We start from the raw sequence: 15,837 nt of genomic DNA, 5'->3' as shown, positions 1-15,837 counted from the left end.
GCTGGGCCGAAAACGTGTTTGACCCGTTATTCGAGCGTACGGCGGGCTACCGGGGGGCACAATGGCCGGGCGGCAACTGCGCGGTGTGCCGGTTAGTTCCCGTCGGCGGTCTTGGGGACCAGCTTGATGGAAACCGAGTTGATGCAGTACCGCTGGTCGGTGGGAGTATCGAAACCTTCACCTTCGAACAGGTGTCCCATGTGGGAGTCGCAGTTCGCGCAGCGCACTTCGATGCGGTCCATGCCCATGCTGCGGTCATGCAGATAGCGCACCTTGCCTTCAGCCAGCGGCGCGAAGAACGAGGGCCAGCCGCAGTGCGAATCGAATTTCTCGCTGCTGGTAAACAGCTCCGCCCCGCAGGCCCGGCAGGCGTACACGCCTTCGGTCTTGGTGTCCCAGTACTCTCCGGTGTACGGGCGCTCCGTGCCCGCCTTGCGGAGTACCTGGTACTCCTCCGGTGTCAGCTCGCGGCGCCACTCGTCGTCGGACTTCTGGACCGGGAACTGCATGCCGGTGTCGTTAGTGCTGTTCATTGCCGCCTTCCTGTTCGTTCCTGTATAGCTCATGTTCGGCACAACGTCCGGAGGGAGTGAATAAGTCCCGGAGTTGGTCTTTTATGAGTCTCCGATGAAGGTGGATCCGGAGTAGAGGTGCAGCACCGGCACGCCCAGCCGGTCCTGGGCCTCGTTGGCCCAGTCGGTGCCGAAGGTGTCCTCCACCGCGTGCGGAGTGGTTATCACTACAACCTGCTGGGCCTGGGAACGCCTGGCTTCCTCCACCACCGCTTCAACCGGGTTTTCGCCGGTGACCCGGCCATCGGCGTCGAACCCCAGTCCGCGCAGCAGGTCCAGGGACTCTGCCAGCTCCTGCTCGGCTGCCTTGACCTCCTGCTTGGGGCTCAGATGCGGTCCTGCGATGTTGCGGTACGCCGCGGCGAAGTCCAGCAGGCTCAGGTTGTCGAGGACGTCCACCAGCATGTTCCGTCCCGGATCTGCCGGCACCAGGACTTCAAACCGCACCGGGTTGTCTTCCGCCAGGTAGCCCAGGTTGCGGGCATCGGCCTCGTTCAGGGTTTCTTCGGTGAGCACAAGGATCGTTGGGTTCATTACGCCAGCCTAGCTTTTCCGGACGACGGCGCCACAGGGAATGCTCCTTGACGGCGTTTACCTGCCGGAGCGGAAAGTCGGTAAGAATAAAGACATGCCTCTTTCCGCTTCCGAAGTGCCCGAATCCACCTCCGGCCTGACCGCGCCGTGGGTCAAATGGACGGCCTTCGGTGCCGGAATGGGTGTTGCCGCCTCTACCGCGGTGCTGGCTGCGACGTCGGGACTTGCCGTGTACTTCGCGCGGCAGATCGTCACTCCCCGGAAGGCGCGGGACGAGGACCTGGAGATCCTCGCCGTTTTCGACTCGCCGCACGGGCTGCAGATCATCCTGCCCGCGAACGAGGACACCACAGTCCCCGGAACGTACGGCCTGTACTGGGACAGGGGCGCCGGCCATGCCCGCATCGGGCAGATCCGCTCCTACGTGCCGCGCGAAGGAACCGTGCAGCGCGACGTCGAACAGGTCTACTCCGGGGACCTCTCCACGGCCGTGCGGGGCTGGTGGTCCGGTGCCATGCATCCCACGCCCTCGGCAGCGGGCTTCCCGCAGGAGGACGTGGAGATCGACGTCGAGAACGGCAAGGCACCGGCCTGGCTGGTGCGCTCGCTGGACGATACAGGCACCTGGGCCATCATGGTCCACGGCCGGGGCGCCCAGCGGACCGAAACGATCCGCGGCCTGGGAGCCGCGCGGCGTGCCGGCATGACGAGCCTCCTGATCTCCTACCGGAACGACGGCGAAGCCCCCTATGCCTCAGACGGCCGCTACGGTCTGGGTCTTACTGAATGGCGCGACGTCGAAGCAGCCATCCGCTACGCGCTGGAGAACGGTGCGCGCGACGTCGTTCTCTTCGGCTGGTCCATGGGCGGTGCGATCGCACTGCAGACTGCCGACCTCTCACCGCTGAAGCGCCACATCCGCGCCCTGGTGCTGGACGGTCCGGTGGTGAACTGGGTGGAAGTCCTGGCCCACCACGCGCGGCTGAACCGGATTCCGGCTCAGGTTGGCCGGCTGGGCCAGTGGCTGATCTCCAACGCGGCCGGACGCACTCTGACCGGGCTGGCCGCGCCGCTGGACCTGCGGAGCATGGACTGGGTGTCCCGGGCCGAGGAGATCCGGACTCCCGTGCTGATTGTGCACAGTGAGCGGGACGAGTTTGTTCCGGTGGGCCCGTCTGCCGATCTGGCCGAGAAGAATCCGGACCTGGTCACGTTCGTCCGGTTCCCCCAGGGCGGGCACACGCGTGAATACAACGTTGACCCTGCGAGGTGGGAAGACACAGTGTCCGGCTGGCTGCAGACTGCCCTCGGCCGCACCCGCCGTCCGGCCGAGCACCGGTAGCTCTTCGCCGGTTTTCCGGCGCCCTTGGTGACGGCGCATTGTGACGCGCTGAGGCCGGTGGGAGCATTGGGGTAAGCGGGTCTCCGGGTGTTCCGGTACCCCTAGGAGGAACCATGCTTGTAGCCGCATCGGTCTTCGCTCTTATTGCTGCAGCCATCCACGTATACATTTTTGTGCTGGAGTCCATCCGCTGGACGGCTCCGGCCACTATGGCCCTGTTCCAGATCCCTAACGGCGAGCAGGCGGCCCACACCCAGGCGCTCGCCTACAACCAGGGCTTCTACAACCTCTTCCTCGCAGTCGGGGCAGTCCTTGGCGTTCTGCTGCTGGGCATGGGGAACGTGGCAGTTGGTGCTTCCCTGGTGGGGTTTGCGGCTGCCTGCATGATGCTCGCCGGGATAGTCCTGCTGCTGAAAGACTCCCGTATGCTCCGTCCGGCCCTGATCCAGGCCGTTCCCGCACTGCTTGCGCTGGTGTTCCTCTTCGTGGGGGTGTGAAGGTAGCACCCTTGCCTGAGCGCGGGCCGTTGCCTTGCGGTCGCTTCCCGATCCCGGGGGGGGCGGGCACCGCCGCTTACCGCAAGCTCATGGCTCGCTCGGTATCTACGCGCCGTGTGAGGGTGTCCGCATCTCCGCCGTCGGGCACTGAGGCCCCGCGTGCTACATTGCGCCCAGGCGATGGAAGCACATGCGGGCCCGCGCGATGGGCCGGGCGGCGTCCGGCGGCTTCATCATGTCAATGTTGGGGGAGCGACCTGTGAGCGAGATGCCTGGGGGAGCGGCACGGCCGTCGGCGGCAGCTGCCGGAGGAAGCGCTGCACTCGATGAGGAGGGTGAGCCGGCCGGTGCGGTCAGTTCCGGGGCTGGTGCGGCCGGCGGCGCCGGGGATGCCCCTGCCGACTCCGCTGCTGACGCTGCTGCCGGCGCCTGGCTGCTGCGTGCTGTGGGGCTGGGCGCGGTTTTCGCATTGCTCTACGAACTCAGTGGGAATGGCAGATTCCGTCCATTGTGGGAGCCCCTTGACCTTCCTGTCGTTCTTGTGGGGGCGTTCGTTCCAGTAGGTGTCTTGCTGCCTTTGCTGCTGCCGTCGCTGCTGATCTTTGGGGCTTATGCCTTTGTCGCACGGTTTGAGAGCCGGCTAGGGGTTCGACGCCAGCGCGGTGCGCTCGTACTGCTGAGTTCCGCTGCCCTGTTTCCGATGCTGCCGCTGTGGAGCGTGACGTTCAGCGGCGTGTATGGCGCTGCGCTTCTGGCTTTGGCTGTCCGGACGCGGGATTCCCTTACCGCGGCTACGGGTGTCATGGCGCTCGCTGCGTATGTCGTGGTCACGTTTCTGTCTGTTGGATGGGTGGCCCTTGCGGTGCTGGGTTTCATGGCCGTTGCTGCCTTTGTTGCTGCTTGGCGCCTGGCGAGAGAATCCCGGGGTCTTTTGGCTGCGGTCTGACATGGGGAGCCCTCATCAGCACCTAGGGCGGCTCCGCACCGGCTCCCGAGCTGGGTTCCGTTACGCACGATAATCCCGGTTCAAGAGGCGGCCCTGGCACGCGTTGCAGATACGGGTACGCCTGGAAACAACCATTTGCGCCCACGAAAAGCGGGTAGGAGGACCCGTAGGGATGGTCTTTCGAAGGCAAAAAAAGAAATCTAGACTCGAACACATGTTCGAATCAATCGATGTTGGTTCCAAGGGCGCAGGAACCGCTGCAGGCTGTTTAGGCGCCCGCGGCCGCACGTCCAGCGTGATTGAGACGGACGCAAATGCCTGGGACCTGCTGGGTCGGTTTGAAGCCGCGGAAGGCGCGGCGTTCTTGCCTCCGGAGCGCCATGAGTGGAACCCGTGTGACGGGATTCAGGGTGAGGGGAACCATCCTGACCGGAACAATCCTGACTGGGCCCAACTTGAATGGGCCCAACTCGAATGGGCCCCACCGGAGCGGGATCGATCTGATTGGGTCCAGCTTGACGGGGTCCAACCGGAGTGGGCCCAGCTCGAGTGCGATCAACCCCACCACGCCCTACGCGGGTTGGATCAACCTCACAGGACCCAGCTTGATCGGCAAGAACTCGAGAGGAAACACGGCGCGTCGGCTTTGCACGCCCTCGGGACGTCATCAGCCCCTGGAGTTTCCCTGCAGGGGAGGATTTCAGTTGAGGCCGTTCGAAGCTTCTCCGCGGCGCTCGCAGATGCCGATACATCCGAGACCCCCGACCCGCAGCTCATCGATTTGATGCGGGTGTTGGAAGAACTCAAGTCTGCTGCTGCGGCGGTGCAGGCCCGTGCGGCGGCGGTGTTTGATGCTTCCCAGCGCCGGGCCCAGTCCCGGGCCGGTGTGCCGGCCGGCCAGCTCGGCCGCGGTGTCGGCGCGCAGATCGCCCTGGCCCGCCGGGACTCCCCGCACCGAGGCAGCCGGCACCTCGGTTTCGGCAAAGCCCTGGTCCACGAAATGCCCCACACCCTCAATGCCCTCTCTGCGGGTGTGCTCAGTGAATGGCGGGCGACCCTCATGGTCCGGGAAACTGCGTGCCTGGATGTGGAGGATCGGCGGCGGGTCGATGAACTGATCTGCTCAGACCCCTCCACTTTGGAAGGAGTCGGGGACCGGAAGCTCATCGCCCGGATCCGGTCGATCACCCAGGCCATCGACCCTGCCTCCCAGGTCCGGCGCAACTCCGAAGCCGTGTCGAACCGGTATGTCTCCTGCCGTCCGGCCCCGGACACCATGTCCTACCTGACCGGACTGCTCCCGGTCGCCCAGGGAGTTGCCGTGTACGCGGCACTGTCCCGGGCCGCGGACTCCCTGCGCGCTACCGGAGATGAACGCGGCCGTGGCCAGATCATGGCCGACACCCTCGTCGAACGCGTCACCGGCCAAGCAACCGCAGACCGGGTTCCGGTTGAAGTGCAGCTTGTCATCACGGACCGGACCCTGTTCTTTCCGGAGCTATTGGCCGAAGTCCCGGGTGCCTGCGCACCCGCGGTGTCATGGGACGTTCCGGCATACTTCCCGGGATACGGCACCGTATCTGGTGCCTGGGCCAGGGGCCTGCTCCGCTTGGCATTGGGAACCGGGGACGACGACCACACAGATTCTTCAGCTGTCGAACCAGCCGCCGGGCAACCATCCGGTCCCGGCTGCCCGAGCAGGCCACCAGATCCCGGCTGCCCGAGCAGGCCACCAGATGCCGGCCGTCCGGGCTCACCGCCGGGTGCGGGACACCGGGATGCGCCGCCCCTTGCAGACCGCCCGGCCTCAGCCCCAGATTCGGGCCTCCCGGATTCACCACCCGGCGCAGGCAGCCAGGATTCATCACCAGATGCAGGTTCTGGCCCCAGGACAGGACCACACATGCAGCAAGCTTCCCTGGTCACCCTGCGCCGCCTGTACGTGGATCCCGTCTCCGGAGACCTGACCGCGATGGAGTCCAAAGCCCGGGCGTTCCCGGCCGGACTGGCTCGCATGATTCATACCCGGGATCAAACCTGCCGCACACCGTGGTGCGACGCACCGATCCGGCACATCGACCACATCCAGCCCCACGCCGCCGGCGGACCAACCAGCTACACCAACGGCCAAGGCCTCTGCGAAGCCTGCAACCTGGCCAAGGAAGCTCCCGGCTGGACCGCAGTAGCTTCTGCAAGCGCAGGAAGTGCCGGCGCAGGAACTGCCAGCGAAGCCCATAACCGCGCAGGAGCGGCGCTTCCTTCGGTGCGATCAGCGGCACGGGTTGAAAAGACAGAACCTTTAGGTCACACCAGGCAACCGGACACCAACAGACGATCCAGTCCCGGCATGCCGGCCAGGCCCAGACACACTGTGCGGATCACCACGCCAACGGGCCACGTCTACACTTCAAGGGCCCCCGCGCTTCCCGGACCTCCACTGCAGCAGGAAACCGGGCATCACGCTGGAGCATAAAGACCTGCTACGCTTTTCCGCATGATCGTTTCGGTACCCGGCTGCGTTATCGCAGCGGAAGGGCTGGTGGGCCTCAGGCCCTGCTGTGCGGCACGCTCCTAGCACCCGCCCCAGAGAATCGCAGGTACGGCCTTAGCTGCTGCTGTGCGTCCGCGCATTTTTGCGCTGCCCGGTGGCCAGCAATCGATGAGCATCCGGCCACTTTGGCCTCAGGACATTGCATTGCATGCACCTCGCCAGATCCCGGCTGATGACTTATTCACACCCTGGCTCCGCTCAGTGCGGCGGTGCGTCTTCAGCCCCAGGTCAGCACGCAGCCAGCCGCCCCAGCCTGCACCACCGCTCGTACGAGCAACCCGAAACGAAAGCCTGAACCATGAAAGCCCTAACCCAAGCAGCCATCCGCAAGTCCTTCATCAACGCCAGCCGCTCCCAGACAGCTGCCGTGAACTTTCCCGCCGACTTCGACGAGATCGACTGGGAAAACATCGACCAGTACGGCTGGCGGGACCACAAGATGCCCCAGCGCGCCTACCTGGTTACCGAATCGGCCGGAAAGCCCACGACCATCCTTCTCCGCGCACCGGAACTCGTGTCAGCGGGAAGGAAAGCCATGTGCGCACTGTGCGAGGACCTCGAAGACAATGACGATGTCTACCTGTTCGTTGCCCCCAAGGCCGGGGCATCCGGAAAGAACGGCAACTCGGTGGGAACACTCATCCACAGCGCGTTCAGCTGCTCCAGGAATGTCCGGGCGGAGGTCCTTCCCACTCCTATTCGTCCCGACCCGGAGCTGGTGAAGGCTGAACGGATTCGCAAGCTGATCGAACGCACGGAGCAGTTCATCAACAAAGTGCGCAGCTAGGGTCCAGCCGGCCGGCTACTCCTTGTAGACGGCGATTGGCCCGGTCTGGGCCTCCGTGAGGCGGATTAGGTCGAAGGGGGAGAGAACAATCTCAAACCCCCGGCGGCCACCGGAAACGTAGATGATGTCCAGCGCTTCGGCGCTCGAATCGATCACTGCAGGGGAGCGGTGGCGCTGCCCCAGCGGCGAGATGCCTCCTACCACGTATCCGGTGCACCGCTCGGCCTCTGCCTTGTCGGCAAGGGAAACCTTACGCACGCCGAGTATGGAGGCGACCTTCTTCAGATCGAGCATGGCAGCTACGGGCACCATCGCCACCGCAAACCGGTTGTCCAGGGAAACCATGAGCGTCTTGAAGACCGCCTCAGGAGGAACGCCGAGCTTGTCTGCCGCCTCCAGCCCGTAGGACGGAGAGGACGCGTCGTGGTGGTAGCTCATGGTCCGGTAGGCGACGCCGGCAGCATCCAGTGCCTGAGTGGCCGGCGTCGCGCCGTGCCCGCTTTTCCTGCTGCTGCCGGCCATGGCCTTAGCTCCCCAGTCCTGCTGGAGACGCGTCAGCGGAACCGGCAGCTGCCTGCTCGGCGACCTTCCGCTTGATCCGGCCCAGCATGGCGGACATTCCGCGCATGCGCAGGGGTGTGATCGCCCGGGTCAACCCGAGCCGGTCCGGCATATCGGCCGGGACCGCGAGGATCTCCTCTGCTGAAAGGCCGTTCAGGCCTTCGTGCAGCACGCCGGCAAAACCACGCGTGGTCGGAGCTTCCGGGGGAGCGGAGAAGAACAGCTCCACCGGATGTTCCGGAGAATCGCCCACCTCGACGGTCAGGAACAGCGGCGACTGGCATTCGACAACCTGCTCCAGCATTTCCGGGTGGTCCGCCAGCCGGGAAGGCAGGGCAGGAAGCGACCGCGAGAACTCAAGCAGAAGCTCAAGCCGGTCTGGCTCGCTCATGGCCTGAAAATCGTCGACGATCTCCTGCAGCTGCGCCGGAACGGCCGATTCAGCGGAGGACGGGATAGGGGTGCTCATAAAACCAAGTACTTTCGGTTGTGGATTGCTGGCAGATCTCTAGCGCGAAGCCGGAGCGGCCCCGGGCTCGCTGCCCCGGACGATCGGCACACGGACCGCGTTGCCCCATTCGGTCCAGGATCCGTCGTAGTTGCGGACCGATTCGAATCCGAGCAGGTGCTTCAGCACAAACCAAGTATGGCTGGAACGTTCTCCGATCCGACAGTAGGCAACGACGTCGTCGCCCGCCTTGAGCCCGGCTTCGCCGCCGTAGAGGGCGTCCAGTTCGCTGCGGTTGCGGAACGTGCCGTCCTCAGCAGCGGCCTTGCCCCAGGGCACGGACACTGCGGTGGGGATGTGCCCGCCCTTCATGGCGCCTTCATCCATGTAGTCGGGCATGTGGGTGCGTTCGCCGGTGTATTCGGCGGGGGAGCGGACGTCGATCAGCGGTCCGTTGCCCAGGTGTGACACGACGTCGGTCAGGTAGGCACGCACGGGCTCGTCCCGGCGTTCGACGACGGGATAGTCAGTGGCGGTGACCTGCGGCTTGTCGGTGGTCAGCTCTCGGCCTTCGGCGATCCACTTGTCCCGGCCGCCGTCGAGCAGCCGCACGTCCTCGTGGCCGAAGAGCGTGAAGACCCAGAGGGCGTAGGCGGCCCACCAGTTGCTCTTGTCCCCGTAAATCACCACGGTGGAGTCCCGGGTAACGCCCTTTTCACCCATGAGCTTCGCGAAGGCAGCACCGTCAACGAAGTCCCGGGTGTCGGCGTCGTTCAGATCAGTGTGCCAGTCGATCTTGCGGGCACCGGGGATGTGGCCGGTGTCGTAGAGCAGGATGTCTTCGTTGGACTCCAGCACCACCAGATCCGGGGAATCCAGGTGCTCGGCCAGCCAGTCGGTGGACACGAGCTTTTCCGGGTGGGCGTAGTCGGCGAACTTCGGATTCGGATCTGCGGGCAGCGGCATGGGTGTTCCTCTTTGGGTAAGACGGCAGGTTTACTACCAAGCCTAACGATGTGCACGTCCTAAAACTTCCTTGAGGACTGCCCACGCGCTGCAGTGGCGTATCGTTGCTACGGCAGCAAATGCCGGTACCCCTAGCAGAATCGGATGGATGGTTTGGGCGCAGCAGGACAAGTGGAGCAGCTGACTAAGCGGACTCCCCAGGTTTCCACGGACGAACTCCTGCAGGGTTTCTTCCCCTCGCCCAGGTTCGGTGAAGTCTCCTTCGACAGCTACATTCCCGATCCGTCACAGCCCTCACAGGCTGAGGCCGTCGCAGCAATGCGCGCCTTCGCCGAGAGCGTCGACACCCCGGCGCCCAGCGGCTTCCGCAAGCTCTTCGGCGCCAAGAAGCCCGAAACAAAGGCCGGTTTCTACCTCGACGGCGGGTTCGGCGTCGGCAAGACCCACCTGCTCGCTTCGCTCTTTCACGCAGTCGAAGGGCCCAAGGCCTTTGGCACGTTCGTCGAGTACACGAACCTTGTGGGCGCCCTGTCCTTCCGCAAGACCGTCGAAGCTCTCTCCGCGTACAAGCTGGTGTGCATCGACGAATTCGAACTCGATGATCCCGGAGACACGGTGCTGATGTCCCGCCTCATGCGGGAACTGTCCGACGCCGGCGTCAAGCTGGCAGCAACGTCCAACACCCTGCCCGGATCCCTGGGCGAAGGCCGTTTCGCGGCCGTGGACTTCCAGCGCGAAATCCAGGTGCTGGCGGACCAGTTCGACGTCGTGCGGATCGACGGCGAGGACTACCGCCACCGCGGCCTGCCGGAATCCCCGCCGCCGCTGGATGACGCGGGCCTGTCGGAGCGGATCGCATCCGAGTTCGACGGCAAGACCGTTGCCGAGGACGACTTCGCGGACCTGGTGGCCCACCTGGCTAACGTGCACCCCAGCCGTTACCGCCAGCTGATCGACGGAATTGACGCCGTCGCCTGGCATAACGTGCACACCATCTCCGAGCAGTCCGTTGCGCTTCGCTTTGTGGTCCTGGCGGACCGCCTCTATGACAAGGATGTACCGATCCTTGCCAGCGGCGTGCCCTTCGACCAGCTCTTCACCAGGGAGATGATGGCCGGCGGGTACATGAAGAAGTACTTCCGTGCCGTTTCCCGCCTCACCGCCCTGGCCCGCGAAGGCCAGACGGGCGAGGCCTCCTAGGCAACCCGGAAGGCGGCCGACGACGAAGGCCCTGGTCCCGCATAGTGCGGAACCAGGGCCTTCTTGCCGTGCTCGGGCCTCTTAGGTGGCCGGAGGAGTCTGTCCGGGCGTAGTGCCAGAGTCTGGGCCCTGCTTGCGGTCGAGGTTGTCTACCGCGTCGGAGGCCTTGCTCTGGATACCGTCGATCTTGTCCGAGTACTTGCCGCCGGTTTTCTGGTCGACGAAGTCCCCTGCCTTATCGATGCCGCCCTTGACCTTGTCGGAGTTCTCTCCAACAAACTCGGCAGCCTTATCCTTCAGCAGCCCGGTCTTGCCCTTGAGCGCGTCAAATGCAGACACGGATCACCTCCTTCCACAGGGGAAACCAGACGTTTCCCGTTCAGAACAATGGTAAGCCCACTGACGGACATCGCCAAGGCCCGGGCTGGGGTGCACGGATGCGCTTAACGCAGAAGGAGCAGGCCGCAATGGCCTGCTCCTTCTGTATGTGATTCCGAGCGGACGACGGGATTCGAACCCGCGACATCCACCTTGGCAAGGTGGTGCTCTAGCCAGCTGAGCTACGTCCGCAGACAAAAGGCCGGCCCAAAAGCCGGTCTTCCGTGCGCGATACTGGGATCGAACCAGTGACCTCTTCCGTGTCAGGGAAGCGCGCTACCGCTGCGCCAATCGCGCCTGATACTGCCCTGGTTCCGGATAGCCGGTGCCGTGCAGTACAGGAGAGCGGACGACGGGATTCGAACCCGCGACATCCACCTTGGCAAGGTGGTGCTCTAGCCAGCTGAGCTACGTCCGCAAAATAAAGTCCATACACAAAGTTCTGAACTTCGTGCGCGATACTGGGATCGAACCAGTGACCTCTTCCGTGTCAGGGAAGCGCGCTACCGCTGCGCCAATCGCGCCCATAATGGGTGTTGCATGTAACCGTGGAGGTGGGGACGGGATTCGAACCCGCGTATACGGCTTTGCAGGCCGCTGCCTCGCCTCTCGGCCACCCCACCGTGACCAGCTTTTGAGGGCCGGAAATACAGTGACTTGCGAGCGGACGACGGGATTCGAACCCGCGACATCCACCTTGGCAAGGTGGTGCTCTAGCCAGCTGAGCTACGTCCGCATGTTGGTGTTTCAGCGGCGTTCGGCCGCTTTCCAACGAAGAAAAACTCTATAGGACGATTGCGTGTTCGTCCAATCGGCCCGCCCGCGGCGAGTTGCCTGTAACCGGTTTTGACGAGGGGCGATTGTGGGCTAGCATCTTTAGACGTTGCAGCAGTTCAACGGCAACTCCCGCAGGGGCGATTGGCGCAGTGGTAGCGCGCTTCGTTCACACCGAAGAGGTCACTGGTTCGAACCCAGTATCGCCCACCAGCAGGCCGCCGCTTTCCGTTATGGAAGGCGGCGGCCTTTTTTGTCCCCCCGGGCAGATGCCATGCCATCGGGTGTCAGCGGCGGGTGGCAGACTGTTTATATGACTGCACCAGCACTGGCCCATTCAACCGAGTACGGGCGGATGTACTCGCGCTCCCTCACCGAAGCACCGGCGGTTCCGTCCATTACTACGGTTATCGCTCAGGGCAGCACCTCGCTGGACGGCTGGCACAGCTACATGGCGGCCAGCGCCGTCGTGAAGCATCCCGGCCTGCCCCAGGCGATCGGCAACTCTTCCCAGCTGCGCACCATCGTCCAGGAAGCCTCCCGCGCCTCCGAACGCTACCGCGACGCGGCCGCCGAACGCGGAACCCGTGTCCACTACTACTGCGAGCAGGTCGCCCTCCGCGCCCTGGACCAGCCGCACCAGGTCGCCGAGGCACGCTCGGCGCTGGCCGAGCACGGTGAGCACCAGTTCGCGGACCGCTTCGACGAGTGGTGGCAGCTCTACCAGGTGAAACCCGTCGCGGCGGAAATCACTGTCTGGAACCACGAACTGGGCTACGCCGGAACCCTGGACCTGGTTGCGAACATCGGCGGCAGGCTCTGCCTGATCGACTACAAGACCAAGAACACCGACCGTGACGGCCAGGTCAAGGCACTGGATGACAAGGTGGTCATGCAGCTGGTGGCCGGCATGAAGGCTGAGGAATCGCTCGTTGACGCCGCTGCCGGAACGTGGGAACCGTGGGCGTACGGGCAGAGCCCGGTGCTGCTGGGAGTGGCCGTGGGACAGACGGAGGTTCGGCCCATGCGGGCCAACCCGGAGGTCCTGCCCCAGCACTGGTACAAGTTCTGCGCGCTGCGCCGGCTCTGGCAGACCAGTTACGACGCCGCTGCCGCCGGCCGTGCGCTGCTTCCGATTGCTCCGCCGCCCGTACAGGCAGCGGGATCACACGCCGTACCTGCCGGGCAGCCGGCGTCCAACTAGACTGGTAACCGGGCTTTGGCCCCGCAGTACGTACCAGCACGCAGCACTTCGCGAGAGTAAGGAACACATTCCAGATGGCAATCCTGACGATTCGGATCATCGGCGACCCCGTCCTGAGGACCCGTGCGGAGGAAGTAACGGAGTTTGGTCCGGAACTCGCCAAGCTGGTGGCAGACATGGAAGAGACCATGGACGACGTCGACGGCGCCGGCCTGGCTGCCCCGCAGGTAGGCGTCAGCCTGCGTGTGTTCACCTACCGGATCGGCGGTGTTTCCGGCCACGTGGTGAACCCCGTGCTTGAACTCAGCGAAGACTTCCAGGAGGACGAGGTGGAAGGCTGCCTGTCCATCCCGGGCCTCGGCTACCCCGTCCCGCGCCGCCGCTGGACCCGCGTCACCGGCCAGGACAAGGACGGCAATCCCGTCACGGTGGAGGGTGAAGGCATGCTTGCCCGCGCGTTCCAGCACGAAACCGACCACCTGGACGGCGTGCTGTTCATCGACAGGCTCAAGGGCGAAGACCGCAAGGCCGCACTGCGCGCCATCCGCATGGCTGAGTACGACTCGATTGCCGAGCGCACCACGGCCCAGCGCGCCCAGAGCGTGGGCTCAAGCTTTGGCACCTTCGGACAGGCAACGGGAGCGTAGCGGCCGGTATGCGCGTACTTTTCGCCGGAACCCCGGCCGTCGCCGTCCCCTCCCTGAACGCACTGCTGGAGGCGGGATTCGAGGTCGTCGGCGTCCTGACCCGGCCCGACGCCCCGCTGGGGCGCAAGCGTGTCCTGACGCCCTCGCCGGTAGCGGCCCGGGCAGATGAACTGGGGCTGCCGGTTATCAAGGCAGACCGGATTGATGACGACGCCGTTGCCGCCATCGCTGCCCTCGCACCCGATGCCGCGGCCATCGTGGCGTACGGTGCGCTGATCCCGGAGCGGGCGCTCACCATCCCTGCGCATGGCTGGATCAACCTGCACTTTTCCCTGCTCCCGGCCTGGCGCGGCGCGGCTCCCGTGCAGCACTCCGTCATCGCCGGAGATGAGATCACCGGCGCCAGCACCTTCCTGCTGGAGAAGGGACTGGACACGGGCCCGGTCTTCGGACAGCTCACCGAAACCGTTGACCCGGCCCTGACCAGCGGGGAACTGCTCGAACGCCTCTCGCACAGCGGCGCCGTCCTGCTGGCGCAGACCCTCGCAGCGATCCAGGCCGGCCGTGCCGTTCCGGTTCCGCAGAGCGGGGAAATCAGCCTGGCACCCAAGCTGACCATCGAAGACGGACACCTGGACTGGCAGCAGCCCGCCCTGGCTCTGCGCCGCCGGATCAACGGCGTTACCCCGGAACCCGGAGCCTGGACCACCTGGGACGGAGCCAGGTTCAAGATCGGCGCCGCAGTTCCGCGCCCGGACGTCACCGATCTGGCCCCCGGCCAGGTACGGCTGGGATCCGGCAGCGCTGCCGTTGCCCTGGTAGGCACCGGCAGCAGTGCCCTGGAACTGCAGCGGGTTCAGCCCGCAGGAAAGAAAATGATGTCCGGGGCCGATTGGGCCCGCGGACTGGGCCAGCGTGAGGACGTGGTTTTTAAGTGAGCAGCAGCGACCGCAACGCCAAAGGACACCAGCGCAGCCGCCCATCCGTCCGCAGCCGGACAACGGCCGCCCCGTCACAGCGGACCCGCGCCGCGGATCCGGCCCGCCTGGTTGCCTTCGAGGTCCTCCGCGCCGTCTCCGGCGAGGACGCCTACGCCAACCTCGTGCTGCCCAAGAGCATCCGCAGGCACCGCCTGGACAAGCGCGACGCCGGCTTCGCCACCGAGCTCGCCTACGGCGCACTGCGCGGACAGGGCATATACGACGCCATCCTGGCCCGTTGCGTGGACCGTCCGCTGGAAAAACTCGATCCCGCCGTCCTGGATGCCCTGCGCATCGGAGCGCACCAGCTCCTGGCCATGCGCGTGCCCGCCCACGCAGCACTTGACCAGACCGTGGGACTGGCCCGCGCGGTGATCGGTGCCGGGCCGTCCGCGCTGATCAACGCCGTGCTCCGCAAGGTCGCGGCACGGGATCTCGCCGAGTGGACAGCAATACTGACCCAGGATGAGCCGGACGCGGTGAAGCGCTCGGCTATCGAGTACAGCCACCCGGAATGGATTGTGCGCGCGCTGCGCCAGTCGCTGGTCGCGCACGGACGCAGCGTCGAGGAGATCACCGACCTGCTTCAGGCAGACAACGACGCGCCGGTCGTGAACCTCGTGGCCCTGCCCGGACTCGGCAGCCTCGACGAGGCACGTGAAGCAGGCGCCGTGGACGGCGAACTGGTTAAGGACTCCGCGCTCTTCGCCGCCGGCGACGTTGGACGGCTTGAATCCGTGCGCGCCGGAACCACCCGCGTGCAGGACGCCGGTTCCCAGCTGGTGGCCCGGGCCCTGGCCGAACTGAACCTCGACGGTGTTGCTCCGGATGAGGACGGCGTGGAGAAGTGGCTGGATATGTGCGCCGGACCCGGCGGCAAAGCAGCCCTGCTCGCCGCTCTCGCCCACGAAAAGGGAGCGGTGATCCTGGCCAACGAGCCGGCCCCGCACCGCGCGCACCTGGTCCGCCAGGCACTCGAAGCCGTGCCCGGGGAAACCTGGAACGTGCGCACCGGAGACGGCCGCACCGTGGCCGAGGACTACCCGGAGACCTTCGACCGCATCCTCGTGGACGCTCCCTGCACCGGCCTGGGTGCCCTGCGCCGCCGCCCGGAATCTCGCTGGCGCCGCCAGCCCGGTGACGTCGGCGACCTGGGTTCCCTGCAGCGCGAGCTGCTGACCACCGCCGTGGACGCCGTGAAGCCCGGGGGAGTGGTGGCGTACGTGACGTGCTCGCCGCATCCCGCCGAGACCAAGGCCGTGGTGGCGGACGTGCTCCGGAAGCGCAACGACCTGGAACTGCTCGACGCCGGTGCCGCACTGGACGCGGTCAGCCTGACCGGATCCCTCGAAGCAGGCCACGAGTCCACAGCCCAGCTGTGGCCCCACATTCACCAGACCGACGCGATGTTCCTGGCCCTGATCCGCCGGAAGATCTGACCAAGGAGAGC

Annotated in this window: 16 protein-coding genes and 7 tRNA genes; 11 read left to right on the top strand and 12 right to left on the bottom strand. The window is 65.5% G+C overall.

Features of this window, described 5'->3' with window-relative positions:
* Nucleotides 1-92 precede the first annotated feature (92 nt).
* Together msrB and NGB94_RS06670 are read right to left on the bottom strand one after the other, a co-directional pair.
* Nucleotides 93-533, bottom strand: coding sequence for a peptide-methionine (R)-S-oxide reductase MsrB (gene msrB, locus NGB94_RS06675; RefSeq protein ID WP_325789835.1), 441 nt, complete (start codon nt 531-533; stop codon nt 93-95).
* 81 nt (nt 534-614) lie between these two features.
* On the bottom strand, nt 615-1,106 hold the full coding sequence (locus NGB94_RS06670) for a hypothetical protein (protein ID WP_325789834.1): 492 nt from the start codon (nt 1,104-1,106) through the stop codon (nt 615-617).
* A 94-nt stretch (nt 1,107-1,200) separates the two neighbouring features.
* On the opposite strand from NGB94_RS06670, the gene NGB94_RS06665 reads away from it, so the two are divergent.
* The 5 genes from NGB94_RS06665 (at nt 1,201) to NGB94_RS06645 (ending at nt 7,229) form a co-directional block, all read left to right on the top strand.
* Nucleotides 1,201-2,448 carry an alpha/beta hydrolase gene (locus NGB94_RS06665; RefSeq protein ID WP_325789833.1) on the top strand — a complete coding sequence of 416 codons (1,248 nt, stop codon included), beginning with the start codon at nt 1,201-1,203 and terminating at the stop codon, nt 2,446-2,448.
* Between the two features lie 113 nt (nt 2,449-2,561).
* The gene (locus NGB94_RS06660) at nt 2,562-2,945 is read left to right on the top strand and encodes a DUF1304 domain-containing protein (protein ID WP_325789832.1); all 384 of its coding nucleotides are present in this window, start codon (nt 2,562-2,564) and stop codon (nt 2,943-2,945) included.
* Nucleotides 2,946-3,513: 568 nt separating this feature from the next.
* Complete coding sequence (locus NGB94_RS06655; RefSeq protein WP_325789831.1) at nt 3,514-3,891, top strand: hypothetical protein; 378 nt, start codon at nt 3,514-3,516, stop codon at nt 3,889-3,891.
* 790 nt (nt 3,892-4,681) lie between these two features.
* Nucleotides 4,682-6,364 carry an HNH endonuclease gene (locus NGB94_RS06650; protein ID WP_325789830.1) on the top strand — a complete coding sequence of 561 codons (1,683 nt, stop codon included), beginning with the start codon at nt 4,682-4,684 and terminating at the stop codon, nt 6,362-6,364.
* Nucleotides 6,365-6,740: 376 nt separating this feature from the next.
* Nucleotides 6,741-7,229 carry an FBP domain-containing protein gene (locus tag NGB94_RS06645; RefSeq protein ID WP_325789829.1) on the top strand — a complete coding sequence of 163 codons (489 nt, stop codon included), beginning with the start codon at nt 6,741-6,743 and terminating at the stop codon, nt 7,227-7,229.
* A 15-nt stretch (nt 7,230-7,244) separates the two neighbouring features.
* Here the strand turns inward: NGB94_RS06645 and ybaK are convergent, their stop codons facing one another.
* Genes ybaK through NGB94_RS06630 form a run of 3 tightly spaced genes read right to left on the bottom strand, consistent with a single transcriptional unit; the run spans nt 7,245 to nt 9,204 of the window.
* Nucleotides 7,245-7,751, bottom strand: a complete 507-nt coding sequence (gene ybaK, locus NGB94_RS06640) for a Cys-tRNA(Pro) deacylase (RefSeq protein ID WP_325789828.1) — start codon at nt 7,749-7,751, stop codon at nt 7,245-7,247.
* A gap of 4 nt (nt 7,752-7,755) precedes the next feature.
* Nucleotides 7,756-8,259 carry a SufE family protein gene (locus tag NGB94_RS06635; protein WP_325789827.1) on the bottom strand — a complete coding sequence of 168 codons (504 nt, stop codon included), beginning with the start codon at nt 8,257-8,259 and terminating at the stop codon, nt 7,756-7,758.
* Between the two features lie 39 nt (nt 8,260-8,298).
* Nucleotides 8,299-9,204, bottom strand: a complete 906-nt coding sequence (locus NGB94_RS06630) for a sulfurtransferase (protein ID WP_325789826.1) — start codon at nt 9,202-9,204, stop codon at nt 8,299-8,301.
* Nucleotides 9,205-9,348: 144 nt separating this feature from the next.
* On the opposite strand from NGB94_RS06630, the gene zapE reads away from it, so the two are divergent.
* Complete coding sequence (zapE, locus tag NGB94_RS06625) at nt 9,349-10,404, top strand: cell division protein ZapE (protein ID WP_325789825.1); 1,056 nt, start codon at nt 9,349-9,351, stop codon at nt 10,402-10,404.
* Nucleotides 10,405-10,485: 81 nt separating this feature from the next.
* Here the strand turns inward: zapE and NGB94_RS06620 are convergent, their stop codons facing one another.
* From NGB94_RS06620 to NGB94_RS06590, 7 genes are all read right to left on the bottom strand, one after another.
* Nucleotides 10,486-10,743, bottom strand: coding sequence for an antitoxin (locus NGB94_RS06620; RefSeq protein ID WP_325789824.1), 258 nt, complete (start codon nt 10,741-10,743; stop codon nt 10,486-10,488).
* Between the two features lie 157 nt (nt 10,744-10,900).
* A tRNA-Gly gene (locus NGB94_RS06615) sits at nt 10,901-10,974 on the bottom strand.
* Nucleotides 10,975-11,007: 33 nt separating this feature from the next.
* Nucleotides 11,008-11,079, bottom strand: a tRNA-Val gene (locus NGB94_RS06610).
* Between the two features lie 47 nt (nt 11,080-11,126).
* Nucleotides 11,127-11,200 (bottom strand) — tRNA-Gly (locus NGB94_RS06605).
* Nucleotides 11,201-11,234: 34 nt separating this feature from the next.
* Nucleotides 11,235-11,306: transfer RNA gene (locus NGB94_RS06600), tRNA-Val, on the bottom strand.
* Between the two features lie 25 nt (nt 11,307-11,331).
* Nucleotides 11,332-11,405, bottom strand: a tRNA-Cys gene (locus tag NGB94_RS06595).
* Nucleotides 11,406-11,444: 39 nt separating this feature from the next.
* Nucleotides 11,445-11,518 (bottom strand) — tRNA-Gly (locus tag NGB94_RS06590).
* 176 nt (nt 11,519-11,694) lie between these two features.
* On the opposite strand from NGB94_RS06590, the gene NGB94_RS06585 reads away from it, so the two are divergent.
* The 5 genes from NGB94_RS06585 to NGB94_RS06565 all read left to right on the top strand — a co-directional run bounded on the left by NGB94_RS06585 (nt 11,695) and on the right by NGB94_RS06565 (nt 15,826).
* A tRNA-Val gene (locus tag NGB94_RS06585) sits at nt 11,695-11,769 on the top strand.
* A 100-nt stretch (nt 11,770-11,869) separates the two neighbouring features.
* Complete coding sequence (locus NGB94_RS06580) at nt 11,870-12,760, top strand: PD-(D/E)XK nuclease family protein (protein WP_325789823.1); 891 nt, start codon at nt 11,870-11,872, stop codon at nt 12,758-12,760.
* 74 nt (nt 12,761-12,834) lie between these two features.
* Nucleotides 12,835-13,407 (top strand): peptide deformylase, encoded by a 573-nt coding sequence (def, locus tag NGB94_RS06575; RefSeq protein WP_325789822.1) that lies wholly within the window; start codon nt 12,835-12,837, stop codon nt 13,405-13,407.
* An 8-nt stretch (nt 13,408-13,415) separates the two neighbouring features.
* Nucleotides 13,416-14,345 (top strand): methionyl-tRNA formyltransferase, encoded by a 930-nt coding sequence (gene fmt, locus NGB94_RS06570; RefSeq protein WP_325789821.1) that lies wholly within the window; start codon nt 13,416-13,418, stop codon nt 14,343-14,345.
* Nucleotides 14,342-15,826, top strand: coding sequence for an RsmB/NOP family class I SAM-dependent RNA methyltransferase (locus tag NGB94_RS06565; RefSeq protein WP_325789820.1), 1,485 nt, complete (start codon nt 14,342-14,344; stop codon nt 15,824-15,826). Before fmt ends, NGB94_RS06565 begins: the two co-directional genes overlap by 4 nt.
* The last annotated feature ends 11 nt before the right edge of the window (nt 15,827-15,837 follow it).

Source organism: Arthrobacter koreensis (assembly GCF_035792275.1).
GTDB classification, from domain to species: domain Bacteria; phylum Actinomycetota; class Actinomycetes; order Actinomycetales; family Micrococcaceae; genus Arthrobacter_B; species Arthrobacter_B koreensis_A.
The sequence above is the reverse complement of the archived record's forward strand: the minus strand, read 5'-3'. Positions and strand labels throughout refer to the sequence as shown.